25 protein-coding genes and 1 pseudogene are annotated in these 25,019 nt (G+C 37.1%); 20 read left to right on the top strand and 6 right to left on the bottom strand.

Annotated elements, in window-relative coordinates; translation table 11 throughout:
- From AC4BB7_RS16080 to AC4BB7_RS16070, 3 genes are all read left to right on the top strand, one after another.
- The gene (locus AC4BB7_RS16080) at positions 1-945 is read left to right on the top strand and encodes a 3'-5' exoribonuclease YhaM family protein (protein WP_086314450.1); all 945 of its coding nucleotides are present in this window, start codon (positions 1-3) and stop codon (positions 943-945) included.
- Between the two features lie 18 nt (positions 946-963).
- Positions 964-1,422, top strand: a complete 459-nt coding sequence (locus AC4BB7_RS16075) for an ASCH domain-containing protein (protein ID WP_490483704.1) — start codon at positions 964-966, stop codon at positions 1,420-1,422.
- Positions 1,423-1,508: 86 nt separating this feature from the next.
- Positions 1,509-2,354: a PhzF family phenazine biosynthesis protein gene (locus tag AC4BB7_RS16070; protein ID WP_490483703.1), complete on the top strand. Its 846-nt coding sequence runs from the start codon at positions 1,509-1,511 to the stop codon at positions 2,352-2,354.
- A gap of 217 nt (positions 2,355-2,571) precedes the next feature.
- Here the strand turns inward: AC4BB7_RS16070 and AC4BB7_RS16065 are convergent, their stop codons facing one another.
- The 3 genes and pseudogenes from AC4BB7_RS16065 to AC4BB7_RS16055 form a co-directional block, all read right to left on the bottom strand.
- Positions 2,572-3,603 (bottom strand): peptidylprolyl isomerase, encoded by a 1,032-nt coding sequence (locus AC4BB7_RS16065; RefSeq protein WP_490483702.1) that lies wholly within the window; start codon positions 3,601-3,603, stop codon positions 2,572-2,574.
- A gap of 302 nt (positions 3,604-3,905) precedes the next feature.
- The gene (locus tag AC4BB7_RS16060; RefSeq protein ID WP_490483701.1) at positions 3,906-4,247 is read right to left on the bottom strand and encodes a YtxH domain-containing protein; all 342 of its coding nucleotides are present in this window, start codon (positions 4,245-4,247) and stop codon (positions 3,906-3,908) included.
- Positions 4,247-4,690, bottom strand: a pseudogene (locus AC4BB7_RS16055) (HIT family protein); the annotation flags it as partial. The pseudogene AC4BB7_RS16055 and the gene AC4BB7_RS16060, both read right to left, overlap by 1 nt.
- A gap of 120 nt (positions 4,691-4,810) precedes the next feature.
- Here AC4BB7_RS16055 and AC4BB7_RS16050 point away from each other — a divergent pair.
- The 5 genes from AC4BB7_RS16050 to trmB all read left to right on the top strand — a co-directional run bounded on the left by AC4BB7_RS16050 (position 4,811) and on the right by trmB (position 9,283).
- The gene (locus tag AC4BB7_RS16050) at positions 4,811-5,548 is read left to right on the top strand and encodes an ABC transporter ATP-binding protein (RefSeq protein ID WP_086314444.1); all 738 of its coding nucleotides are present in this window, start codon (positions 4,811-4,813) and stop codon (positions 5,546-5,548) included.
- Position 5,549: 1 nt separating this feature from the next.
- On the top strand, positions 5,550-6,767 hold the full coding sequence (locus tag AC4BB7_RS16045; protein WP_490483700.1) for an ABC transporter permease: 1,218 nt from the start codon (positions 5,550-5,552) through the stop codon (positions 6,765-6,767).
- Positions 6,768-6,769: 2 nt separating this feature from the next.
- Positions 6,770-7,639 (top strand): D-amino-acid transaminase, encoded by an 870-nt coding sequence (dat, locus tag AC4BB7_RS16040; protein ID WP_490483699.1) that lies wholly within the window; start codon positions 6,770-6,772, stop codon positions 7,637-7,639.
- Positions 7,640-7,743: 104 nt separating this feature from the next.
- Positions 7,744-8,523, top strand: coding sequence for a phosphotransferase family protein (locus AC4BB7_RS16035; RefSeq protein WP_086314441.1), 780 nt, complete (start codon positions 7,744-7,746; stop codon positions 8,521-8,523).
- 115 nt (positions 8,524-8,638) lie between these two features.
- The gene (gene trmB, locus AC4BB7_RS16030; RefSeq protein WP_086314440.1) at positions 8,639-9,283 is read left to right on the top strand and encodes a tRNA (guanosine(46)-N7)-methyltransferase TrmB; all 645 of its coding nucleotides are present in this window, start codon (positions 8,639-8,641) and stop codon (positions 9,281-9,283) included.
- A gap of 68 nt (positions 9,284-9,351) precedes the next feature.
- On the opposite strand, the gene AC4BB7_RS16025 is transcribed toward trmB, so the two are convergent.
- Positions 9,352-9,693 (bottom strand): PepSY domain-containing protein, encoded by a 342-nt coding sequence (locus AC4BB7_RS16025; RefSeq protein ID WP_086314439.1) that lies wholly within the window; start codon positions 9,691-9,693, stop codon positions 9,352-9,354.
- 239 nt (positions 9,694-9,932) lie between these two features.
- Between AC4BB7_RS16025 and pepA the strand changes: the two genes are divergently transcribed.
- The 4 genes from pepA to ytpR all read left to right on the top strand — a co-directional run bounded on the left by pepA (position 9,933) and on the right by ytpR (position 12,652).
- Positions 9,933-11,009 carry a glutamyl aminopeptidase gene (gene pepA / locus AC4BB7_RS16020; RefSeq protein WP_086314438.1) on the top strand — a complete coding sequence of 359 codons (1,077 nt, stop codon included), beginning with the start codon at positions 9,933-9,935 and terminating at the stop codon, positions 11,007-11,009.
- Positions 11,010-11,019: 10 nt separating this feature from the next.
- Positions 11,020-11,334: a thioredoxin family protein gene (locus AC4BB7_RS16015; RefSeq protein WP_086314437.1), complete on the top strand. Its 315-nt coding sequence runs from the start codon at positions 11,020-11,022 to the stop codon at positions 11,332-11,334.
- Positions 11,335-11,397: 63 nt separating this feature from the next.
- Positions 11,398-11,859, top strand: a complete 462-nt coding sequence (locus tag AC4BB7_RS16010) for a universal stress protein (RefSeq protein ID WP_490483698.1) — start codon at positions 11,398-11,400, stop codon at positions 11,857-11,859.
- 175 nt (positions 11,860-12,034) lie between these two features.
- Positions 12,035-12,652 carry a YtpR family tRNA-binding protein gene (ytpR, locus tag AC4BB7_RS16005; protein ID WP_490483697.1) on the top strand — a complete coding sequence of 206 codons (618 nt, stop codon included), beginning with the start codon at positions 12,035-12,037 and terminating at the stop codon, positions 12,650-12,652.
- 56 nt (positions 12,653-12,708) lie between these two features.
- Here ytpR and AC4BB7_RS16000 read toward each other — a convergent pair whose 3' ends face one another.
- Together AC4BB7_RS16000 and AC4BB7_RS15995 are read right to left on the bottom strand one after the other, a co-directional pair.
- Positions 12,709-12,993, bottom strand: coding sequence for a hypothetical protein (locus tag AC4BB7_RS16000; RefSeq protein ID WP_490483696.1), 285 nt, complete (start codon positions 12,991-12,993; stop codon positions 12,709-12,711).
- A gap of 154 nt (positions 12,994-13,147) precedes the next feature.
- Complete coding sequence (locus tag AC4BB7_RS15995; RefSeq protein WP_086314433.1) at positions 13,148-14,464, bottom strand: S1C family serine protease; 1,317 nt, start codon at positions 14,462-14,464, stop codon at positions 13,148-13,150.
- A 424-nt stretch (positions 14,465-14,888) separates the two neighbouring features.
- On the opposite strand from AC4BB7_RS15995, the gene rlmH reads away from it, so the two are divergent.
- From rlmH to AC4BB7_RS15955, 8 genes are all read left to right on the top strand, one after another.
- Positions 14,889-15,368, top strand: a complete 480-nt coding sequence (gene rlmH, locus AC4BB7_RS15990; RefSeq protein ID WP_490485161.1) for a 23S rRNA (pseudouridine(1915)-N(3))-methyltransferase RlmH — start codon at positions 14,889-14,891, stop codon at positions 15,366-15,368.
- 821 nt (positions 15,369-16,189) lie between these two features.
- Entirely contained in the window at positions 16,190-17,167 is a 978-nt protein-coding gene (locus tag AC4BB7_RS15985) for a tyrosine-type recombinase/integrase (RefSeq protein ID WP_490483695.1), read from the top strand.
- Positions 17,168-17,475: 308 nt separating this feature from the next.
- Entirely contained in the window at positions 17,476-18,228 is a 753-nt protein-coding gene (locus tag AC4BB7_RS15980) for a signal peptidase I (protein WP_490483694.1), read from the top strand.
- Between the two features lie 85 nt (positions 18,229-18,313).
- A complete protein-coding gene (locus AC4BB7_RS15975) occupies positions 18,314-19,546 on the top strand; it encodes a hypothetical protein (protein WP_490483650.1) in 1,233 nt (410 codons plus the stop codon).
- A 37-nt stretch (positions 19,547-19,583) separates the two neighbouring features.
- Positions 19,584-20,342: an LPXTG cell wall anchor domain-containing protein gene (locus AC4BB7_RS15970; RefSeq protein WP_490483693.1), complete on the top strand. Its 759-nt coding sequence runs from the start codon at positions 19,584-19,586 to the stop codon at positions 20,340-20,342.
- Between the two features lie 25 nt (positions 20,343-20,367).
- The gene (locus tag AC4BB7_RS15965; RefSeq protein WP_490483692.1) at positions 20,368-21,180 is read left to right on the top strand and encodes a hypothetical protein; all 813 of its coding nucleotides are present in this window, start codon (positions 20,368-20,370) and stop codon (positions 21,178-21,180) included.
- A gap of 87 nt (positions 21,181-21,267) precedes the next feature.
- A complete protein-coding gene (locus tag AC4BB7_RS15960; protein ID WP_490483691.1) occupies positions 21,268-21,798 on the top strand; it encodes a hypothetical protein in 531 nt (176 codons plus the stop codon).
- A complete protein-coding gene (locus tag AC4BB7_RS15955) occupies positions 21,799-24,840 on the top strand; it encodes a hypothetical protein (protein WP_490483690.1) in 3,042 nt (1,013 codons plus the stop codon).
- Positions 24,841-25,019 lie beyond the last annotated feature (179 nt).

Below are 25,019 nucleotides of genomic sequence, written 5' to 3'. Positions count from 1 at the left end.
ATGAAAAAAATCCGTGAACTAACTGTAGATGAGACATTTGAATTATTTCTTTTGATCAAAAACGCCGATGTTCGTATGGCGAAAAACGGGAAAAAATTTATTGCGTTTACTTTTCAAGATACATCTGGCACAATCGACGGGAAATACTGGGATGCATCAGAAGAAGAAATCAGCCGATTTACAGCAGGAAACGTTATTCTTTTGAATGGAAAAAGGGAAGTATATCAAGGAAATCCCCAAGTGAAGATCATGCATATGCGTGTAGCACGTCCAGATGAACCAAGTCAACCGACGTTATATATGGAACGTGCACCATTAAAACGGGAAGATATGGTTGAAGAAATCAATCAAATCGTTTTTGAAATCACCAATGCCCACTGGCAACGTATTGTTCGTTATTTATTGACGCAATATCAAAAAGAATTTTTTGATTATCCGGCAGCGAAGAGAAACCATCATGCATTCGCAAATGGTTTAGCGTATCATACAGTATCTATGCTTCGTTTAGGAAAAGCAATTTGTAAAGAATACAATGAATTGAATGCGGCTTTGCTTTATTCTGGAATTATTTTACATGATTTAGGCAAGGTCAAAGAACTTTCTGGTGCGATGACTACGGAGTATACACTATCAGGAAACTTGATTGGGCATTTAGTGCTTGTAGATGAAGAAATTACCAAAGCATGTATTGCGCTGAAAATCGATGAAAACGATGAAGATGTGATCGTGTTGCGTCATATGGTTTTAGCACATCATGGTTTATTAGAATATGGTTCACCAGTTCGCCCACGAATTATGGAGGCTGAAGTGTTACATCAAATCGACAATATTGATGCATCGATCCAAATGATGTTAGGATCAGTTCGCCAAACAGAACCAGGTCAATATACAGATCGAATTTTTGGATTAGACAATCGTAGTTTTTATGTACCAAAGGATATTTAAGTGAGTTAGGAGAAAAAAATGAACCAATCAGTGATAGATTTATGGTCACAGTTCAAAACACACTATTCGCTTACACATGATACGTATGACGCTTGGGCCTTCGGTAATTCACCAGAAATGGCAGATGAGCTATTAGCACATGTTCTTAAAGGAGAAAAGACTGGCACGTCTTCGTTATATATTTTATATGAATTAGAGCAAGAACAGGTTCCTAAAGTAGAGAGTTATAGCGTGTTACTGGACGGAAATGATCAAGCGCAAGCGATTATTTGTACGAAGGTAGTAGAGATTCTCCCGTACTCTCAAGTATCAGAAGTTCATGGATATCTTGAAGGGGAAGGGGATCGTACATTGAACTATTGGCGTAGTGTACACCAGCCTTTTTTTGAGCAAGAGTTAAAGAAGTATGGGCAAACATTTTCTGAGGATCTGTTGATCGTTTACGAACTCTTTGAATTAGTTTATCAAAAAAAATAAACAAGAAAGAGCTGGATCTAGTCTCTCAGATATACGTAGTGTTTCTTATACTACAATTTATTATTAAGTGAGGAAGGCAGTGTCTTATGAAAATATCGGTTTATGTTGCAAGTGGATTTAGCAAGAATCATAAAGGTGGCAATAAGGCAGGAGTGGTATTGAATGAGAATACATTGACCACTGCTCAAAAAATGGCAATCGCCAAAGAATTAGGGTATGCAGAAACCGCATTTATAACTGAATCTAAAATTGCTGATTACAAATTTGAGTATTTTACACCAAAAGAAGAAGTTGATTTATGTGGTCATGCGACAATTGCCTCGTTCGCAGTATTGATGCATTTAAATAAAATTTTAAGAACTCACTATACAATTGAAACGAACAGTGGTGTTCTGACTATTACCATAAAAGATGACACCATATTCATGGAGCAAAACAAACCGATATTCTACGAGGTTGTGCCGGTTAATCAGCTGATTGACTGTTTCGATATTGAAGCTATAGATACTAAATACCCAATTCAAATTGTGTCTACAGGATTAAAAGATATCTTAATTCCTATAAAAAGCGAAACACAATTACATGGATTACAACCTGATTTTGAAAAAATCAAAAAAATCAGCAAGTATTATAATGTTGTTGGGATGCATCTATATACGTTTAATAATGATCGAATTATCTGCAGAAATTTTGCACCACTTTATGATATCAATGAAGAAGCGGCTACAGGAACGTCAAACGGTGCTTTAGCTAGTTACCTTTACCAACAACTCAACTTGCAAAAAGATGAGTATGTATTTGAACAAGGTGATTCTCTACAATTGCCTTCCGAAATATTCGTTAGATTAGCTGCCGATAGCAAGAATGAAATAGCAAAAGTTTATGTTGGTGGTACAGGTTATTATTGTGAAACTATCTATTTAGATGTATAAAGCACTACGTAAAATAGATGTTCATGAATCAAAGACTTCAAACAAACTCCTTAAATGAGAGAGTTTGTTTAAATTTTTTTTATGGGGTTATAACCTAAGGTTTTTAGTGATTCTTCTGGATGAGAAAATAGGTTATGAAGGATAGTCATCTTAGGTACTCTGTTTCTAAATACAAAAAAAGGGGTTGACAATCAAGTCAACTCCTTTTTTATTTAGATTATTTAGAAGAATCTTCTGTTTTACTTGAAGATTCTTTAGATTTTTCAGAATCACTTGATTTAGAATCTTTTTCTTTAGAAGAAGATTCTTTTTCGTCTTTCTTAGAAGAGTCGCTTGATTTAGCTGAATCTTTTGTTTCAACTAAGCCAGCTAATACATCTTTAAAGGCGTCATCTTTGATTTTAACATTTGCTGCAGTTAAAACTTCAGATGTTACTTTTTGAACGAATTCTTGATCGTTTTGTTTAGCTGTTTCAGCAATTTTCTTCAACTCTTTTTTGTAAGGAGCCATGTCGTTGCCTTTTGCTTTGTTTTTCACCATTTTTACGATAGTGAATGTTGATTGGTAACCAGTTGCGTCAGTTGCTTGGATTGGTTCAGAAACTTCACCATCTTTTAATTTGAAAGCAGCTGTTTTTACTGGTTCAGCAATTGTTTCTGTTTGAGAGTCAAATTTTACTTTGCCGCCATCTTTTTTAGTTGCTTCATCTGTTGATTTCTCTTTAGCGATTTTTGCAAAGTCACCGCCATCATTTAATTGTTTCTTGATTTCTTTTGCTTCATCTTCTGTTGCAACTTGGATAACTTGCGCTTCTACTTCAGGATGGAATGTTTCCCATGCTGCTTTTAAATCTTCATCAGTGATTTTGATGTGTGCTTTGATTCCAGCTTGATATGCAAGACTTTGTTTAATTGTTTCTTTATAACTTTTCTCTGTAAGTCCAGCGCCTTTTAATTGTTCTTCAAAGTTTCCACCTTGATCTTTGATGTTTTTCTTTGTTTCATCAACTTTAGCTTGTACATCTTTGTCTGAAACATCTTTGCCGTATTTTTGATCGAATACTTTAAAGATAATCATTTGTTGAACAGTTTGTTGACTTTGTTGGCTTGCTTTTGTTTGGTTGTAGAAATCTTCAACAGTGATTGTTCCGCCTTTCATTGTTGCGATATCTTTTGATCCGCCTGAACAAGCAGCTAATGCAAAGATACTGAATGCGCCGGCTGCGGCTAAAATTAGTTTTTTCTTCATTTTTGTAAGCACTCCTAAGTTTGTTTTATTTTTTATTATGTAGAAATAATTTCTCACGGTTATAACTATACCACACTATGTTTCATAAAAGAAATACGTAAGTGATAGTTTCAAAGAATTTTCGAATTTAGGACACAATTTAATCTATAAAAACGGTCGATTTTAAGAAATTTAGCCTAAATTGAGAGAATAATCGCTTAAATAAACGAGTTACGAGTATCGAAAAATAGCAATTATTTGAATTTAATTGAAAAAAGAGGCTGAGCTATAACTTTATGAGTCACTGCTCAACCTCAATTATTCTAATCTTCCGTTGGCATTTCAGGTAATTCAGATTGAATTTTTTCAACTTGTTCTTGGATTTGATCAAGTCTTGGTTCTACTTGAAACATAAAGTTTTCAACGTCTTGATTGATCCCATCGATAAAAGGCTCGATATACATATCTGCTGCAGCTTGTAATGCTTGTGCAGATTCTTTGAAGTAGTCAAGTTTTTCATTAAAATCTTCTTTTAAATCAGACCAGTCTTCTAATTCATCCACAAATTTTTGTCGAGTCGCTTTACCGCTTCGAGGCGCAAAAAGCAAACCGCTAGCAGCTCCAACGACTGCGCCAAATAAAATTCCTTTAGAAAATTTACTCATTATTGTTCCACCTGCTTCATGATTTTTTCAGCTATCTCCTGCATTTCCTCAGAAGAATAGATTCCTTGGTTGTTTCCAAAGTGAATGGAGAAGTCATCGGTTTTACCGTATCTAGGTATTAAGTGAATGTGTGAATGAAAAACGGATTGATAAGCAAGTTCTTTATTATTGTTGATGATGTTTAGTCCATCCATTTCAGGAAATGCTTTTTCTAAAGCACGTGCTACTTTAGGAACGCGTGCAAAAACTTCTCCAGCAAGTGTTGGCTCATACTCAAAAATATCGGTCACATGTTCTTTAGGAACAAGTAAAGTATGGCCTTTGGTCACTTGAGTAATGTCTAAAAAGGCATAAACCTTATCATCTTCATAAACTTTGTAGCTCGGAATTTCGCGATTGATGATTTTACAAAAAATACAGTCTGTCATGGTTTCCCTTCTTTCTTTTTGCTGTTTCTTTTACTTTACCATACCTTGAAATTTATTTGGGAGGAAAAGTTCATGAAACCTTCAAAAAGTTCGTGGTATAATAGATTCACGATAAAAAAAGTTGGAGGTACATAAATGAGCTTAGTAATTGAGCATTTAACAGGAGGCTATGGTCATATACCTGTTTTAAAAGATATTAATTTTGAAGTGAAATCTGGTGAAATGGTGGGCCTGATAGGTTTAAATGGTGCTGGAAAGAGTACGACGATCAAAAATGTGATTGGGTTATTAACACCGCAAAAAGGAAAAATTTCTATTGATGGAGAAACATTGAAGCAACAACCTGAAAGCTACCGTAAAAAAATCGGTTATATTCCTGAGACTCCTTCGTTATATGAAGAGTTAACATTAAGAGAGCATATCGAAATTACTGCAATGGCTTATGATATTCCGATTGAAGAAGCGTTCAAACGTGCAGATACTTTATTAAAAACTTTCCGTTTAGAAAATAAGTTGGATTGGTTTCCTGCTAATTTTTCAAAAGGGATGAAACAAAAAGTAATGGTGTTGTGCGCCTTTTTAATTGAGCCAAGTTTATATATTATTGATGAACCATTTTTAGGGTTGGATCCCTTGGCAATTCATGCATTATTAGAATTAATGGACGAAATGCGCAATCAAGGAGCAGCTATTTTAATGTCGACACATATTTTAGCGACAGCAGAACGATATTGTGATCGCTTTGTTGTCTTACATGATGGGGAAGTTCGAGCAGTTGGTTCGATGGAAGAGTTACGTGAAGAATTTAGTTTACCTGGTTCTTCTTTGGATGATATTTATATCGCATTAACGAAAGAAGAAAAGGTGGGGTAGTATGTCTGGATTTTTTGGCATTCGTTTAGCACGCCATTTGAAAAAAATGATGAAGTATATGCGGTATGTTTTTAACGATCATTTTATTTTGGTTTGTGTCTTTTTATTGGGCGGCTTGGGTTTTTATTATTCGCAAGTGTTAAAAACATTACCAGAAAATTTTGTCTGGGGTAGACCGATCGTTTTAGTATTTTGGCTTGTGTTGTTACAGATCGGTCGTATCGCGACATTGGCTGAGGAGGCAGATAAGGTATTCATTTTACCGAAAGAACCTGAGATGAATACTTATTTGAATCGAGCTATACGCTACTCATTTTGGTTACCACTTGTAGCCTTGTTCTTGATGGGCGGTATGTCAATGCCGTTAGTAGTAGTTTCGACAGGATGGGCCTTTTCAACATTTTTCTATTTTATTGTCATGTTGGGCATTTTAAAGGCCAGTCATTTGCGGTTACAAAAATATGAGTTGTATCAAATCACGTCACGTGAACGTAGTTTGTGGTTTGCAGTGTGGTTAGCGACAAGTATTGTAGCGATTGCGCTTAGTTTGTATGTGTTACCTTTAGTTGGACCTTTGGCAGCAGGGTTACAGGCTGCATTATTTTATCTTGTATTGAAGAAAAAAGAAGCAGCTGTGTCCTTAGACTGGGAACTGATGGTTCAAAAAGAAAAAAATCGGATGCATCGTATTTATCAGTTTATCCACTTATTTACAGATGTACCAGAAATTTCTAGTAGTGTGAAGCGTCGGAAATTCCTTGATCCATTATTGAATAAAATCAAGAAAACGAGTCAAAATACTTATTTATACTTGTATGCCCGCAGTTTTTTAAGAGGTTCTGAGTATAGTGGCTTATTCATTCGGTTGGTGCTCGTTGCAGGAGTGATTTTATTTTTCTTAAAAGAGTTTTGGATTTCAATGGGTGTGTCGGTTTTATTTATTTATCTGATCGGGTTCCAGTTGATTCCAATTTATACGCAATTTGATTACATGGTAATGACGCATTTGTATCCTGTGCCAAATGGACAAAAAAAACAAGCAGTGGGGAAACTTGTAACAGTGTTGTTGCTTGTAGCAGCGATTTTGTTCAGTATCTTTGTTTTAATTGCATTACCTGACTTTAAAGAAGCAGCGATGGTCGTTGTTGCGTTGATAGTTGAAGTATTGTTATTTGCTAAGTTTTATGTTCCGTATCGTTTGAAGAAAATGGAGGCTTAAAGATGCATATTTTATGGAATGACCAAATTGTTGAACGTGAAGAAGTCAAAATCGACATTGAAGATCGTGGTTATCAATATGGTGATGGTTTGTATGAAGTGGTTCGTGTATATAACGGTCATTTGTATATGATGGAAGAACATTTGGATCGACTTTGGAGTGGTGCTGAAAAAATCAGAATGCACTTGCCTTTTTCAAAAGAATCGTTAACGGCCAATTTGAAAAAACTAGTTGAAATTGAAGGAATCAAAGATGGAAAACTTTATTTTCAAGTAACAAGAGGGATTGACTCACCGAGAAATCACGCCTTACCGAATCCTGAAAAAGTCAAAGGGGTTTTAACGGCTAATATTAGACCGTATGAGCGTCCTATACAAAAGATGGCAGAAGGGATCTCTGTTGCTGTAGTTCCTGATACACGTTGGTTGCATTGCGATATCAAGTCATTGAGTTTACTAGGCAATGTGTTGTCATTGGATGATGCCCGCCAGCAAGGATTTGATGATGCCGTACTTGTGCGTGATGATAAAGTAACAGAGGCGTCAGCTGCAAATTTTTGGATAGTCAAAGAGGGCACTGTTTATACACATCCAGATGGTAATTTGATTTTACCAGGAATTACCAAAATGAAAATTATAGAATTAGCAAAAGAGCTAGAAATTCCAGTCAAGGAAGAAGCAGTGTATGAGGAAGAATTATTTACAGCAGACGAATGTTTTGTTTCTGGATCACTAACAGAAATCGTTCCAGTCGTAAAAGTGAATGAGCATATCGTAGGAACAGGAAAACCTGGAAAAATTACGAAACAGCTAATAAATGCTTATATTGCGAGTGTTGATATGACGTGTGGCACGTCAGAAAACGAATTTTAATATTAAAAGAACAAGAGAGATGCTTGACGTTAAACGCTATGGAAGCTAAAATGATACTTACTGCAAATAATTATTAGAAGTTGTTAAGATAGGAGATAATTTCCATGGCATTTCAGTTGGATAAAGAATGGCGCTTGCAGCCAATAAAAGGCGCAACTGGCCAAACTTTCATGGGTATACGTGCGACTGAAAGAGTATTTATTAAACGAAATACTTCTCCTCTTTTGGCCGCGTTGTCTAAAGAAGGAATTGCCCCTAAGCTAGTTTGGACGAAACGGACAGTGACAGGCGATATTTTAACGGCACAAGAATGGCTTGATGGTGAAGTACTTAAAGCCCAAGAGATTGGTCAAAGAAACGACGTTGTTGACGTGCTTTATCATTTACATCATTCGCATATGCTGAAAAGTATGCTTGGAAAAATCGGCGGTCAGATCCAAACGCCTGAAATGATGCTTCATGCATATGGCGATAGATTGCCTAAAGAACTTCAAAATAATTCGTATCTTGCCAGAGTTTATCATTACTTGCAAGAGAATATACCAAATTATTCTATTCATAATTATATGGTCGTTCATGGGGATGTTAATCATCGTAATTGGATCGTGTCAAATAATTATCTGTATTTAGTTGACTGGGATTCTGTAATGATTGCTGATCCAGCTTTAGATTTAGGGATGTTGCTAGGACATTATGTCCCGCGTGCAAGTTGGAACAAATGGCTATTATCTTATGGGATGCGTCCGAGTGAGGAAGCGTTGACGCGAATCAAATGGTACGCACTATTTAATTTTCTCCAAGAAATTTTACGGCATTATCAATCAGGAGAAAAACGGGAAATGAATGCAGAGATCTTGAAGCTAAAGCGAGCTTTTGGGTATTAAAAAAGGTGAACATTTGCTTTTACCGTGAACTTAAATAGATAGAGGGCAGCGCAAAACGAATTCTGTTTTGTCCTACCCTCTTAAAATTTGTTATTAAAGAAAGGAAACACAAAGTATGAGAATGAGAAAAAGACCTGGAGCAGCTGAACTTCTGGCTAGTCATCCCGAATTAGTAGTTGACGAGCCTTCTAAATGGCAAGGACGTTGGGCTGAACGATTTGGGAATGATCATCCTATTCATATTGAAATAGGCTCAGGTAAGGGGCAATTTGTAGTAGGAATGGCAAAAGCCAACCCAAAAATCAATTATATTGGGATCGACATGCAACTAAGTGTCCTTTCGATTGCTTTAGAAAAAGCTTTGAAAGAAGAGTTGCCGAACTTGCAATTACTTCATGTCAACGGAGAAGAATTGACACAATACTTTGCAGAGAACGAGATAGATCAAATTTACTTGAACTTTTCTGATCCATGGCCAAAGACCAGACATGAGAAACGTCGTCTGACGTTTAAATCGTTTTTAGCAACAGATGAAGAAATTCTAAAACCGAATGGAGAAATTCATTTTAAAACAGATAATCGTGGTTTATTCGAGTATTCATTAAGTAGTTTTTCAAAATATGGTATGGTTCTGGAACAAGTTTGGCTAGATTTACATGCTAGTGATTATGAAGGAAACATCATGACAGAGTATGAAGCAAAATTTTCTGCAAAAGGGCAGCCGATTTATCGTGTAGAGGCACGATTTCAATCTGAATAAGACCAAAAAAAGGAACAGTTGAAACAGCACAATGTTATACGTGCTTGTTTCAACTGTTCTTTGTATTCTTAATCTTTGATTCTTTTAACGTCGATTACAGTTCCAGTAAAGGCATCAGCGGTGAATTCATACTGAACCATAGTACCGTCTTCTAAGCGTGAAATACCGCCATTGTAGGTTTTTGAATGAACGGCAAATTTTCGTAGTGGTTTTTTCTCAAATTCGATCCAAGATCCTTCGATGGGTCCTTCTTTCAAAAAAGCTGCTTTGACATTTTCTAAAACCAAATCAGCATCCAATGTCCGTTTTTTCTGATACCATAATGTAGAAGCAATACCACTTATAATTCCTAAACTTACACCAATTGCTAAGCCACCTTTAAAATAGCTTAATTCATTTTCTTCATTCATGGGGAATAACCTCCGAGTATTTTCAAATGTTTGCTAAAATCATTCAGCGTTAACTATATTCTAACACATTGTATGAAAATATCGAAAAACAAAAAACGTGGGCAATTGAAAAATTTTGCGTTATAATGAATGTGAAATCATATGAAAGGAGTATCTGCCGTTTTTGTTTGAAAGTAATGTTATTTTTAGCAAACAGGAATAAGTGATCCTAAGCGGGAGAACTGGCAGATAATACAACGATGGAAGAAAAAACATTTCAACGCATCAAAGAACTAACAGAATTACAAGGAACAAGCGGATTTGAAGATGATATTCGTGCGTATATGAAAAAAAATATGGCCCCATTAGTAGACGAGATTCAATATGATGGGTTAGGTGGGATTTTTGGTCTAAAAAGAGCGAAAGAACAAGATGCGCCACGTGTTATGGTTGCGGCTCATATGGATGAAGTCGGCTTTATGTTGACACAAATCAAAGACAACGGATTATTCCAAGTTGTTCCTTTAGGCGGCTGGAATCCTTACGTGGTTTCTGCACAACGTTTTACTTTAAAAACAAGTAAAGGCAATTATCCATGTATCTCTTCTTCTGTGCCACCTCATTTATTACGTGGCACAAGCGGTCAAAAACAGTTAGAAGTAACAGATATTCTCTTCGATGCTGGATTTGAATCAAAAGAAGAAGCAGAAAGTTTCGGTGTGCGTCCAGGTGATTCGATCGTGCCTCAAACAGAAACGATCAAAACTGCTAATGGCAAAAACATTATTAGTAAATCATGGGATAACCGCTACGGTTGTACATTAGTCTTAGAAGCATTAGAAGCACTGCAAAATGAACAATTAGGTCATACGCTGATTGCTGGAGCAAATGTACAAGAAGAAGTTGGTTTACGTGGTTCTAAACCTTCTGTGCACAAATTTAATCCAGATCTATTCTTTGCAGTAGATTGTTCTGCTGCAGATGATATTCAAACGAAAAAAGGCACATACGGTCATTTAGGTGAAGGAACATTATTACGTATTTACGATCCAGGAATGATCACATTACCACGTGTACGTGAATATTTATTAGACACAGCAGCAACACATAACATTCCTTACCAATACTTCGTTTCTAAAGGCGGTACGGATGCAGGTGCAGCTCATACAACAAATAATGGTGTACCAAGTACAGTTATCGGCGTTTGTGGACGTTACATCCATACACATCAAACAATGTTCAATATCAAAGACTTTGAAGCAGCTCGTGAAATGCTGATTCAAGTATTAAAAGGTCTAGATAAAACAACTGTTAATACGATCATTTACGGAAAGTAGAGGATAGTTTATGATTATTCCAACATCATATGAAGAACTGGCAGGTTATGTCTCAGAAGGAAAAAGTGTCTTTTTCTTCACTGCAGATTGGTGTGGTGACTGCCGTTTTATCAAACCAGTAATGCCTGAAATCGAAGCTGAATTTCCAGATTTTCGTTTTATTGAGGTAGACCGTGATAAGTTTATGGATCTGGCTTCTGAGTGGACTATTTTTGGAATTCCAAGTTTTGTAGTCACTGAACAAGGTAAAGAGCTGGGGCGTCTGGTCAATAAAGACCGTAAAACGAAAGAAGAAATTACAACCTTTTTAAAAAGTGTAAGTTAAGTTTTAATCAACAATAATTAGCCGATTCAAAAGAGAAAATAAAACAATCGGGAGATGGATACTATGTTAACACAAACGTATAAGACTATTTTAGTTGGTGTAGATGGTAGTGATCAAGGGAATTTAGCCTATCAGCAAGCAATTGAAGTAGCTAAAAGAAACAATGGTCGTGTGATTGTCGCTCATATTATAGAAAATAAAGTCTATACAATGATGGGATATTCCTCTTTGAATGATAGTTTATTAGATCAAGAAACGGAAAATGCAAGAGAATTACTGGATGACTGTAAAGCATATGCTAAAAATGTTGATTTTTCTCAAGTAGAACCTGTTGTTGCTTATGGTTCAGCAAAAGAAGTAATGTGTAACGATTTGCCAGAGAAATATAATGTTGATTTGATCATGGTAGGACAATCAGGCTTAAATGCTGTAGAGCGTTTAATGATCGGCAGTGTGAGCAGTTACATCATTCGTCACGCACCATGTGATGTTTTGATCGTTCATCCAGAGAAAAAGAAAAAATAAATAGCCAATGTAAAATAGGTGAAGCAAGGCGTAACCGTTTTGTTTCACTTATTTTTTCTTTATTGAATATTGAAAAGAAAAAATATCATGCAGGCAAACTGTTTTTTTGTTAAGATAAGACAGAAGATATAGAGATGGTATCTTGAAAAATGATAAAAATGGAGTGAGTTAAAAAATGATTTTTGCTTATAATAAGGAGCATGTCGGCGATGTCTTGATGGTCATCGTAGCAGATGATAAAGGACAAGAAAATCGTGTGGAGCGTAAGGGCAATGTAGCACGTGTAAGTATAGCAGAAGACGGCCAAGTAGTTGCTTGGAACATCTTTGAAGCATCAACGCTTTTAGGTGAAATTGCAGGCGTAGGCCAAATTGAATTGACTAAGGAGCAATTAACGAAGGTAAATCAAGAACTTGGACAAGCTGGTTTTACTGAAACGCTAGTGGAAGAAAATGAGCCGAAAATCGTGATCGGTTTTGTAAAATCTTGTAAAAAGCATCCTGATTCTGATCATTTATCGATCACACAAACAGAAGTGGACAATGGTGAAGTTCTACAAATCGTTTGTGGTGCACCAAATATCAAAGCAGGGCAAAAAGTAGTTGTCGCAAAACCTGGTGCCATGATGCCAGATGGGTTGATGATTTGGCCTGGTGTTTTACGCGGTGTAGAAAGTTTTGGTATGATTTGTTCTGCTGGGGAATTGCGTTTACCAGATGCGCCAACTAAAAAAGGAATTTTAGAATTACCATTTGATGCGATAGTAGGAGAAGCATTTCCTGTAGGGAAATAAAACAATAAACCCGTAACAAAACAGAAAAAGGTTTTGTTACGGGTTTATTGTTATTGCTAATCGCCATTATATTCAGCGAAGCTTGGACCGTTTGAACGGACTTTATTTTGTTCTGCTTCCTCTAAAGCGGTGAACAACGTGCTGTCATTCAAAAAAGTATTCCACTCAGCATACATCATGGCATTCAACTCATCCACAGAGCTATGGCCTAAAACCTCAGTATCTTTACCTTCATCTGTAACAAAATTCCCAGATTCATCGTGTTTTGCTTTTTTTAATTCCTCTAGATCGTGTTTTTTACTGAATAATTTATCCCATTCTTCACGTAATTTATGAGCCATAGTAAATCCCTCTTTCTAAAGTTTTATTTATCTTCATTTTATTATACTCTTGAATTTATTGCTCATATAAAGGTATGATTTTATAGCAAAAAACTAGGTTAAATGCTTTCCAATTTGAAGAGGAATACATCACCTAGTTTTTTACTTACTATATTTATGGATTTTGTGAATTGTTTGAGTTAGCTGAGTTTTGTTTAAGTGCTGATTGGTCAATGGTTAATTCTACATCCACACTTTGTTCTTTTCCATCACGATAGAAGGTGATTTTCATTTTATCGCCGACTTTTTTCTTGTAAAGAGCACTTTGCAAATCAGTTACAGAATTGATCTCTTCACCATCGATTTTAGTGATAACATCATATCTTTCAAGTCCTGCTTTATCCGCTGGAGTGGCAGTTTGAACGGTACGAACAAGCACACCCATTTGAACTGATTCAGGAAGTTTTAAGATTTCTTTTCTTTGTTGTGTGGATACATTTGTTAATTCTTCCATTGAAATACCTAGCGCTGGCCGTGTTACTTTGCCTTCTTTTTCCAATTGATTGATAATATTTACCACATCATTACTTGGAATCGCAAAGCCCATTCCTTCAACACTTACTTGGCTTTCAGATTGCACGATTTTAACAGAGTTGATCCCGATTACTTGACCTTCGATATTGACTAAAGGACCGCCTGAGTTTCCTGGGTTGATCGCAGCATCTGTTTGGATCGCATTGATATTGATCGCTTGACCGTTATTTTCGTTTTGGATATTTCTATTTAATGAAGAAATGATCCCTTGTGTTACTGAATTGGCATAAGCAGAACCTAGAGGTGAGCCGATAGCTAAAGCTGGTTCTCCGATTTTTAGCTTATCAGAGTTACCAAATTCAGCAATTGAATCTACTTTATCAGATGAAATCTTGATTACAGCAAGGTCAGTATAAGAATCTGTACCAACTAATTCTCCTTGAACTTTCGTACCATCGTGTAAAACAACCTCCAAGCCTTTCGCTTGATCTACTACGTGATTATTCGTAACAACGTAAGCTGTTTTTCCGTCTTTTTTATAAATTACGCCGCTACCTTCACTGGCAGCTTGCAAATCACTGTCTTTCGATTCAGCTCCATTCGATTCAGTACCGTCATTACCACCGAAGATACTGCCAAAACCACCAGCATCCGTATTTTGACTAGGGCTTTGTAAGTTGATAACTGAAACAACAGAATCTTTTACTTTATCAACAGCTTTAGTCACATCACTCGTTACATCTAAACTAACATTGGTCACTTTGGTATCGCCTTTGTTATCTTTTACTGAGTTTGTTGTTGGTGTATTAGATGAAGGTGAATTTTGCCCTAGAAGAGTATAAGCACCACCAAAAGCGAGTGCACCTCCAAGTAATCCCCCAATTAAACCAATCCCAAATTTTTTAAATAATCCATTTTGCTTTTTATCTGAATCAGGTGTAACGTCTTTCTTTTGCATACAAGCAACCTCCTAATTAATTATCATTATTTATTATATTTAGTATAGTCTTTCAAGACACCTTTAGTCTACCCAAGAGCTTTGAATTTTTTATGAACAAGTTGGGGAGAAAAACAGATACAAATAATGAAAAAATGATAGTGCTGAAATACTTATACACAGTAAAGTGTGAAAAACTTTTGAAAAATAGAGGAAAAGTTCTGTGAAAAAGTTATCCACAAAATGTGGATAATGTGGATAAATATATGGGAATATGTGTTTGTATCTCAAAATACTATGAAATAAAGGATAATTCAGTACAAACCTGTGGATAAGTCTGTGCATATGTGCATAACTTTGTGGGAAAGTATGTGGAAGACTCAAAACATTCATGATAAAATTGTTAACAAGTGAAAGAATTAAAACCGAAAGAGACGTGAATCTGTTGAAAATAAAAATTATTACTGTGGGTAAGTTGAAAGAGAAATATTTGGTTCAAGGAATAAACGAGTATTTAAAACGGCTGCAAAGTTATGCAAAAGTAGAAATCATTGAAGTATCGGATGAAAAAGCACCAGAAAATTTAAGTGAAGCAGAGATGCTTCAGGTCAAAAGAAAAGAAGGCGAACGGATTTTAGCCAAAATTTCAGATCAAGATCATGTTTTTGTTTTGGCAATTAATGGGAAGCAGTTTAGCAGTGAGGAATTTTCTAAGGAAATCGAGCAGTTGGGTATTCATGGGAAAAGTCAGTTGGCGTTTGTGATTGGCGGTTCACTTGGTTTGAGTGATGAGGTATTGAAGAGGAGTCAGCAGCAGATGTCTTTTGGGAAATTGACTTATCCACATCAGCTGATGCGATTGGTTTTGGTGGAGCAGATTTATCGAGGGTTTCGGATAATGCGGGGGGAACCGTATCATAAATAGGGGTATTAAAAGACAGGATTATAATATACTAATATAAAGTCAAAATAGTCCAACTCTATGCAGATAGAGTTGGACTATTTTTTTACTACTTATTCTGTATGGAAGAAACTAGGGATAAAAAAAGAATAATTTTAGTTAAATAATGCGTAGGTCATTTTATACTCATTCAAAAAATTACTAAATAGTCCTCATTTAAAAAAAATAAATAGAAACAATAGTAAAAAAATCTATTTTTGAGTGAGTCAGTTCGAGTGCCGATGGCTCTCGAAATACCTAAAAAGCCGTCAGATATGACTTTATTCTTGGCTAGCTAAAAAAGAATCAATGCGGTCTAGAAAACCTTTCGTACTGAGAATACATTCTTCTCCATAGTACATCAAGGGTATCGGTAGGAAACAAAAAAGACCTGTAGGTCATTTTGTTGAATAAACTAAAAAAATTTCTTAGAACTGTTCCTTCTAAGAAATGAATAATTTATAGTTTTCGAGATAAATAACGAATTTAATAGCTTACTTTTTTTATTTTAGTATAAAAAACAACAAAAGTCTATAGGTTAAATTATATTTTTTTCAAAAAATAGAAATTAATCATTGTTTTATGATAAAAAACGGTTGAAATAAACGGGATAATTTCTTTTAGCCGTCAAACCTACCGTCAAAAAAAATAGAAAGAAGGGGACCCTCATTACTAAAAAAGGTGAAAATATCTATAAACGCAAAGATGGCCGTTGGGAAGGCCGGTACAAAAAAGCCCGAAATGAACAAGGAAAAATTATTTACGGCTATATATACGATAGTAAATATAGCGAAGTAAAGAAACGATTGGAACGACTCAAAGGCAAATACAGTTATGTTACCTCTGATCGCTTACTTTTTCAAGGAACGGTTGAAGAGTGGTTAAACTATTGGGTGAATACATTGATTTGCGATCAAATAAAGGTATCCACTCAGGCCGCGTATCTTGCAAAAATGAAGCAACATATTTTCCCCTTAATAGGAAAGAAGAAATTAATGGAACTCACCGATGGAGAGATCGAATTATTTTTAAAAACATTATCGAATAGAGGGCTCAGTACGACAAGTATTCACACGATTTATATTATTTTAAAAAGTGCATTGTCTAAAGCCTGCTTAGAAAAAGTCCTTCTGGAAAACCCTTGTGATACAGTGACCGCTCCAAAAATAAAAAAGAAAGAAATCACGGTATTAACACGAACACAACAACAACGATTAGAAGAGCTTGCGATGAAAGAAACCACTTGTTCTGCGATCATTCTCTCTTTATACATGGGTCTTCGAATTGGTGAAATTAGTGGATTGACTTGGGCTGATATTGACTTAGAAAATCGGACGATTAGTATTAAACGAACGCTTCAGCGTGTCTCCATTCCCAATTCACAAACAAAAACCAAAATAATCTTCGGGACACCGAAGTCAGAAAGCTCGATTAGAACCCTGCCGATTGCCTCAAATTTGGGCACCTATTTAAAGAAGATGAAAGAACAGAGTACAAGCCAATTTGTGATTGGCAACAAAGATAAATTTGTAGAACCAAGGTTGATCAATCATCATTTCAAAAAAATCGCCAAACAAGCGAATCTGGAAATGATTCACTTTCATGCGTTGAGACATACCTTTGCGACACGCTGTATTGAACAAGGCATCGACAGTGCGACATTAAGTAAATTATTGGGGCATAAATCCACAAAAATGACATTAGATACCTATGCCGGTTCATTGTGGGAAACGAGAGAACAAGCCATCTCATTACTCGATACACGGCTACATATTCTAAGCTAATAAGCGAAGAATAGTCGTCAAAAAATGGTCAAGGATAGAGCGGAAAACGGTCTATATCAATGAAATTGCGCTGTTTTTCTTAGAAGGAACAGTTCTAAGAAATATTGGTGAAGAGAGGTTGAATGGAGTGAGTCTGAAGGATTTAGGATACCCTCTCATTATACATGAATGGAAACTGAATTCATAAAGATAACAATTGAGCGAATCGCACGGTAATAGTGTACTTATGAAACAAAATAAAAAAATTTTTCAAAAGTTAAGACGGGAAATACAGGCGTCGGACAACTTTTACGTAGAGAGGGAACCAAATGAACCAAATTGAGGAAGCTGAAGTAATTGATCGTGTGACACCAGGGCATTCAGTTCGTCCGCAACCAAAAAAGAAAAAGAGACCCCCATCACCTCCTGGTAAGGGAAAAAAGAAAAAGAAGCGCCGCCCCCCGCCAAAGCCGCCAAAGTGGAAAACAGGTCTTCAAAAATTCTTTGACTTACTCTTTTACTTGGTGATGTTACTGATTATTGGAGGGGCATTGTTATTTGCGGCTAATAGAGATAGCAACAAGTCATTCTTTGGGTATCGTTTTTATACCGTTAAAACGAACTCCATGGCACCACAAAAAGAATCACCGCCTGGTGGGTTTTATGCAGGGGATGTCATCTTTGTCAAAATGACTTCTTATAAGCAAGTAAACGAAGGGGATATTGTCACGTTTCTTGTGGGGGATGATGCGTATTTGACCCATAGATTGAAAGAGAAGTTGCCTGAACTGAATGGAAAAACAGGGGACTATATGATCACGCAAGGGGATGCCAATGGTTCACCAGATCCACCAGTAGATGGGGAACGATTAATTGGGAAAGTTGACTTTGTATTACCCTATGCGGGAACGGTCTTTCAGTTTGTCCGTACGCATACAGTGGTTTGTATTGTCTTTGTTTGTTCTTTGTTCGGCTTTATCTGGCTCACACGTTATTCTTTAGCACAGCCAGTCTGGTTAACCAAAAAGAAGAAAACAGGTGCCGGCCGAAAGAAAAAGAGCGGACCGCCTAAAAAAATATAAGCTTACAGAACGACTGACTTACGTTATGAGGTTCCATTATAGGAATTTTATATAAATAAAACAATTTTAATAGGAGGAACACAAAATGAAAGCTAGTACAAAGAAAAAGGGATTAGTGGCGGGTGCTGCTGGTTTAGCAATGGTTACATTATTTTCAGGAACATTTGCATGGATTAACTTAACAGAATCCCGTGTGAACCACATGAAAGGGGAAGCATTTGATAAAGATAGTGTCAAAATCAATGAAGTTTGGGAAAATCCGGACATTTTTGAACCTGGAAAGGAATATGAAAAGAAAGTTTCTGTTAGTAACACAGGGTCAATGCCAGTGTACTTACGTGTATCTTATGAAGAGGCGTTTGACTATTATGAGAATTTGGCCAATCAAGTGACCAAAGCAACAGGATATGATGGGACAGAGGGTGTTTATCCAGTCAATGCCAAAGAAGGGGCATTTGCCGAGTGGACTGAGGTCAATAAAGCCAATATTACAGGAAATATCCCAGCGAACCTAAAAGTATTTGTAGACGGAAGCGTATCAAATGGGAAAGCGACCTATGAAATTGCCGGAATTTATAACTACGGTACAGCAGAAGCACCTAAATATCAAAAAGCGAAAATAACAAAATCCGCTTTAACAGCACAACCAGGAGCAGAAACAGCGGTTTCAGAGTGGAAATTTACGATTGATCCAGCCAACGTAGATTATTACTACTATGAAGGATTAGCGCAAACAGGGGTGGACTGGGCAGGAAGCAACATGGTTCTAGGGCAAAGTTCAGTGACTGTATTGAATGAAGGGGACCATGACTTCAGTATGTATAAAGATACGCCAATTACGCCAATGAGTGCAGAAGGCGGACCACGCTTAGTAGGTGAACGTTGGGAAAGCTCAATGTTAGCGGATGCGGCATTAGGCTCAAACTTTAAAACATTCTATAATTCTGGCGCAATGATTACACCAGCGTCTCTTGGTGAAGTGACAGGAACCGGCGCTAAAAAATGGCTTTACAACACAGAGGATGGCTACTTCTACTACTTAGATGTGTTAAAAGGTGGGGAAACAGCACCAGATTTCTTAGAGGGTGTGAAGTTAGACGATAGTGCGGGTGCCTCAGCAATGGCTGCGTATGCCGATCTTCACTATGACTTGATTGTCAACATGGAAGTGATTCAAGCGACTGCCCCAGCGTTGTCAGATGCGGTTACCTCTGATGAACAAGGCAACAACAATGGTGGTTGGGGAATGGACCTAACAAAAACAGGAACCAAAGCGATTTATGACCATTTAGCAAAATTAGCACCAAACAGAGGATAAGGTAGTGTGAGGAAAGAAACGATGAGGAGTATAGACGATGAAACAGAATAATGTAAGACCGTATCTTGCTCGCGTCCTGTTCAGTCTGATTTTTCTATTCTTCTTCTTTAGTGGTCTCTCTGCGTATGGAGAGACCCTTCCTCCTGGGTTATTGATCGGGGATTTAAAAGGGATTAAGATCGATAGTGAAGGTGAGTATTTTATTGATCTGCCCAATATCAAACCAGGTGAGGTGTATACTAAAGAATTGGCAATACGAAATGTTGATAAAAAAGAAGGCTTTGATGTCCGAATTCTGGTAGAACCAGGAAAAGGAACGGGGCCAATTGATTTCACAAAGGCTGTGACCGTCAGGTTAGAACATAAAGGGGGAGAAGTCCTCTATGAAGGTGGCCTATTGGGGACCTCGTCTTTTGATTGGACGAAAGACCAAGTCATGTTGGGTCATTTTTTACCTGGATCAGAAAGTACGATAAAAGCAACCTTTACACTATCAAAAGAGTTAGGGTTAGCTGATTATGCGGAAGCAAGTGAGTATCACTTTAAGTGGTCTTTTATAACCAATTCGAAAGAGAACACCACGTCAAGTACAACAGGCACAACGACAAGCAGTCGTACACCAACCGTTATTCGACCGGCAACTGAGAACCAAAAACCAACTGGCTTTTTACCGAAAACAGGAGAAGAATGGGAATCGCTACTCTATAAACTATGTGCAGGGTTGTTTCTGATCATTATTGTGTTATTAGTTTATAAGAAACGTCGAATCGATGACCAAAACGGAAGCCGCAACTAAAGTAGTTGTGAAGGAGAGAGGATCGATGAATAAAGGAAAGAGGCAAAGAGGAAAAAACGGGCGCTCTAAGTTAGTGAGCTTAGGGGGATCCCTCGTATTGGCGGGTGTCATTATCATAGGGAGTACGTATGCCTGGGTAACGTTTGCGGATAATAGAGTCAATCATATGACAAGCGGTCGAGTTGAGATAGCGCTTGAAGGCACGTATAGCCCGGTTCAATTAACCCCATCAAAACAAGAAAGTTTAAGGGAATTAACTGTTCGAAACGAAGCCAGTATGCCCGCAATCGTTCGGGTATCATTAGAGGAAGTCCTGTTAACCTTTGAGGTAGACCCTACAGACCGAATCGGAAATGGGCAGTTAAAAGAACAGACGACGGCATCGCTAACACCAATCAAGCTGGAGGATACCGGGACTTGGCAGCCAGGAGCGACTCTAAAGCAAAATGAAGCGAGTCCAACTTATGTGATAGGGAAGGAACGTGTTACGTATGATTGGGCCCTAGAGAGACTCCGACCAGAAGTGTTGCAGAACAGTATAAGTGTAGAAATGCCGCACGTTGTAAAGCCAACTGACCCGATACCCACTGGCGGTTACTGGTTGTACTACGAGGGGTATTTTTATTATTCAGAAGCCATCGAACCGGGAGCCAGAAGTGCTGTATTGGTCGCTTCGACTAGGCTAAAGGAAAGAGCACCGAACCGAGTCAAGGGAAGTCTCTATGAACTAACAGGTACAGGAGAAGGCTACAGTGCGACGTTATCAAGTATTGTCTACGGATTTGAGCTGCCAGATACAAGTCCAGTCTATCAACGAATGAAAGACAAACTCTATTAGGAAGGGGATAAGAGCATGAGCAACAGAAGGAAGCCGCTCTATTTGTTTCTAATTGCGTCTGTTACCCTGATTCTAGTAGGGAGTTGGATGACAATTGAGGAAACAGGGGCAAATTTTTATTCAAAAGATACCAAAGCGTATCAAACCGGCCGTGGAGATTTACGCGTAGAATTGGCAGATAAAGAGACCATTCCTGCAACAGTGGCGGTGAATCAAGTGTCTAAAAGAGAAGTGACGATAAGAAATAAAGGGGCAGTGAGTCAATTTATCCGCGTCTTGGCACTGCCAGTTGCCAAAAACACTCACAATCTGTCGGTCGCATCACCACCAGAAGCCTTTTTAGAGAGCCTGAATACAAGTGAGTGGAAAAATGGTAAAGATGGGTATTTCTATTACTTGAACAAGCTGGAAGAAGGGCAAGAAACGCCCCCGTTATTTAAAGGGGTAAAAAGTACTACTCCGGGAACGGTCACGATTGCTTTAAAAGTAGAAGCAGTCACCGCTGAAAACACACGTTATGTAGAGGCGTGGTGGAATGGAGGGGTTCCGAGCAATCCGCCGGAACTGGGCCAAATCAATCAAGTCTTGAAGCCACAAACAGAGGAGGTGCAGCCTTAAATGATGCACAAACAAGAGACAGATAGAACAACATCAAGCATGAGGAAGCCCCTAACAAGACGCCGCTTCTTGTTAGGAGGATTCCTCGTAGTTGTCTTACTAGTAGGAATCGTTTGGTTCACTGCTAGTGAGAAGATTCAAGGGAAACCTAATGATGGGACGCCTATTGTGATTGATAAAGATATTCCAGAGTTAAAGTATCCATTGCCATATGATGGGGGTTCCGTGTTTGAACCAGAACTAGCTAGCCAACCTAATTTTTTAGATTATGTACAGGGGATGGATCCGTTTAAACTCAATTTATCAAAGAATCATATCAAAGGATTAAATACTAAAGTAAATGATTTTCCATTAATGGCAATTAATACTGAAAATAATAAAGTGATTCAGGTGGTTCAACACTCTAATTTTATTCAAGCTTCCCCAGACTTAATTTTTGGAGAGCTTCTATTGATTAATGAAAATAGTGATATTGAGAAGAAGATATGGATTTCAACTAAAGAACCAAAGTGGGTTGATTCAAGATATGATTTATCATATTCAAATGTAAGTAATTTTTTCGATAATCATGATGGAACATATTCAGTATTCTATACTGGGATGGTTGGGTTAGGTCAATATAGAGAGTTCGACCTTAAGATAGATGAGGATTTAAATGTATTGAGCCGTAGCGAGATTGATAAATCTAAATATACGTACGAGCGACAAGCTACTAATGCGATTAACAGTGATTACAATGGTGACCTCTATATGTATGGATATATAGATCGTTTAGCTCCGGAACAGGATTATTATTATGTATATGATATTGTTGATGATACAGTTGTAAATAGAAATGAACTAGAGTCAATGACTAATATCGTAGGTTATGAAAATAAATTGGGAGAACCAGCACCAGCAGATTGGTTTGATTCTATAGGGGCATTGGTTAGTGATCAGAATGGTGGGTATGTTGGTATGAGTCAATTTACAAATACAACTCATAGTAAGCCAGAATTTTCTTTTATAAATCATTGGAATAAAGAAGGAAAACTTATTTTTAAATATGATATTGATGATATAAAACCTGGTACAATTGTGTCTTACCTAAAAGAAATTTCTAATTATGATGAATATTATTTCATTTATTCAACAAAAAATAAAGTTTATTTAAAAAAATATAATGTTAGTGATAGAGAAGTTGTAGATATTAAGGAATATCCTTTAGGGACTACATTAAACTTTCAAAAATATGATGATCTATTGAATTTCTATGGGTATATAGAAAATTTTGAAGATGAATTTGCTGGATATGGTAATGAGTCAGGGATAGTGATGGGGTACATGAAAGAGAATTTTGATTTATTGTCATTATCATCATTACAGTCAATAGATAAAGTTACTTTGAAGACAATGATTCCTTTGAATAAAGATCAATACTATATTTCTGGGCAATCTAATGGGACAAGTATTTTTGATTCTATTAATAATGGAAATAATGTAGAAGAAAAACAAGTACCTGGCATGCAAAACTTTTTATATGGTATGTTGATATCCGTACCTGACTATTTACCAGTAATTAAAGCAGAAAAAGATCTAATCTTAGATCAAACAGATCCAGATTGGTTAGATAAAACTAAATTAGAAAATATGCTTTTAACAGGTAATAAAGCAGGTGATAAGACACATGCTAGTGCAGTAAAGGTTTATGATAACTTTGACTTCAATTATAGCTTAGATCCAAAAGATGAGTCTTGGTTAGATACTAGAATTAATCGTAACCCATTAAAGCTAGATCAGCCAATTGATTGGAAAGAACTAGGATTGGATTTAACAAAAACTGGCCCACAGCGCGTAACCTATTTTGTTACAGATTCACAGCTCCAAACAACTTCTACTTCCAGATGGATTAATGTTTTTGGTCCAAATACGGTTAAAACAGATGATTTTGCTCTTCGCGCAGAGAACTTTGCTATCTCCGTTGACCAAGTGGCAGATATGACTGGATTAACTGCAAAGCAAAAAAGTAATTTTCAACTATGGAAACTGTTTGATGACCATGAAGTCATTGATGATGCTACAAATGAGCGTAGCCAAGTAAAAGTGGATGAAATAGAGTTGAAAGCTATTCAGAAGGTGAAGGAGCGATATGAAGCAGCACGTGCAGCTTCTGCCAATCCAGATTACGAGTCTTATGAAGAAATTCTTAAACCCTATCCACTAACAATGAGCTATGAGTATGATAGAGATGGGAAGAAGCAGACACTTAAACATACTGTAACGGTCTTTATCACCAATGAAACAACCCATGTGGATAAAGAAAATAAAAAAGTAATCTATGGATTTAACTTCCGTTATCCCCTAAAAAAAGCAGCGCAACTAACAGACGAACAGCTTGCTTCATTATCTCATGCAACAGTCTGGGACTATAATGCAGTCTGGGGCACAGATGGAGGACACTCTACAGTAACCAGTAACAGACAAGCCCCTTATCAATCGGGAGTAAATGAACCAAAAACTGGGGTAAACAATGCGCGAACACCACGGAAAGACTATCAGCTCCAATTAACTGATCCAAATGGAGGAAGTACGAATTCGTTAGTAAAAGTAGAGTTGTATGAAGAGCCTGTCACCCTTCACGTACGACAAATTGTATTAGCCCCGAACGAAGAGATGGTTGTCCCAGAAACAGGGTATTACCGTTGGAATAACACAACAAATGCAAAAGTCGGTGTGAATTTTACAGTAAATGCGATAAGTTCATCCGGAACGAAAGAAACAGAAGTCCCTTATGAGACCTATACATTACCTGTATCGTTTGACAACTACTTTTACCACACCGAAGCAGTTATACCAGAGTATTATAAGGATGCGGGGTATAAATTAAGCAAAACAAAAGACGCACAAGGGGCCTTAACACAAGGCACTGTTTATGTCGATTATACAGGAGATAATAATGAGTATTGGCTCACCTTTTATATCCAGCCAGATTTTGTTAATCAGGCAGAACCAGACTTTTATGGCTGGAACTATGGACAGACAGGAACCTATCACGTTAAGTAACCGATAGATTGGACTAAAAGAATAGAGAAAATAGATCTAGAAGAAGCGGGTCTAACAAAAGAAGAAGTAGAAGAAAAAAGTCGTCCAATACAGGTACAATACCAAGGAATTAGCGGTATAAACGTAACGTCTGCGCTGCCTAAAAGGGAATAAAGGAAGTCAAGAGGAATAAAGGATGT

Source organism: Enterococcus sp. AAFC-DPL-5182 (assembly GCF_058216605.1).
Note: the sequence above shows the minus strand (reverse complement) of the source record. Positions and strands in the feature narration are given on the sequence as shown.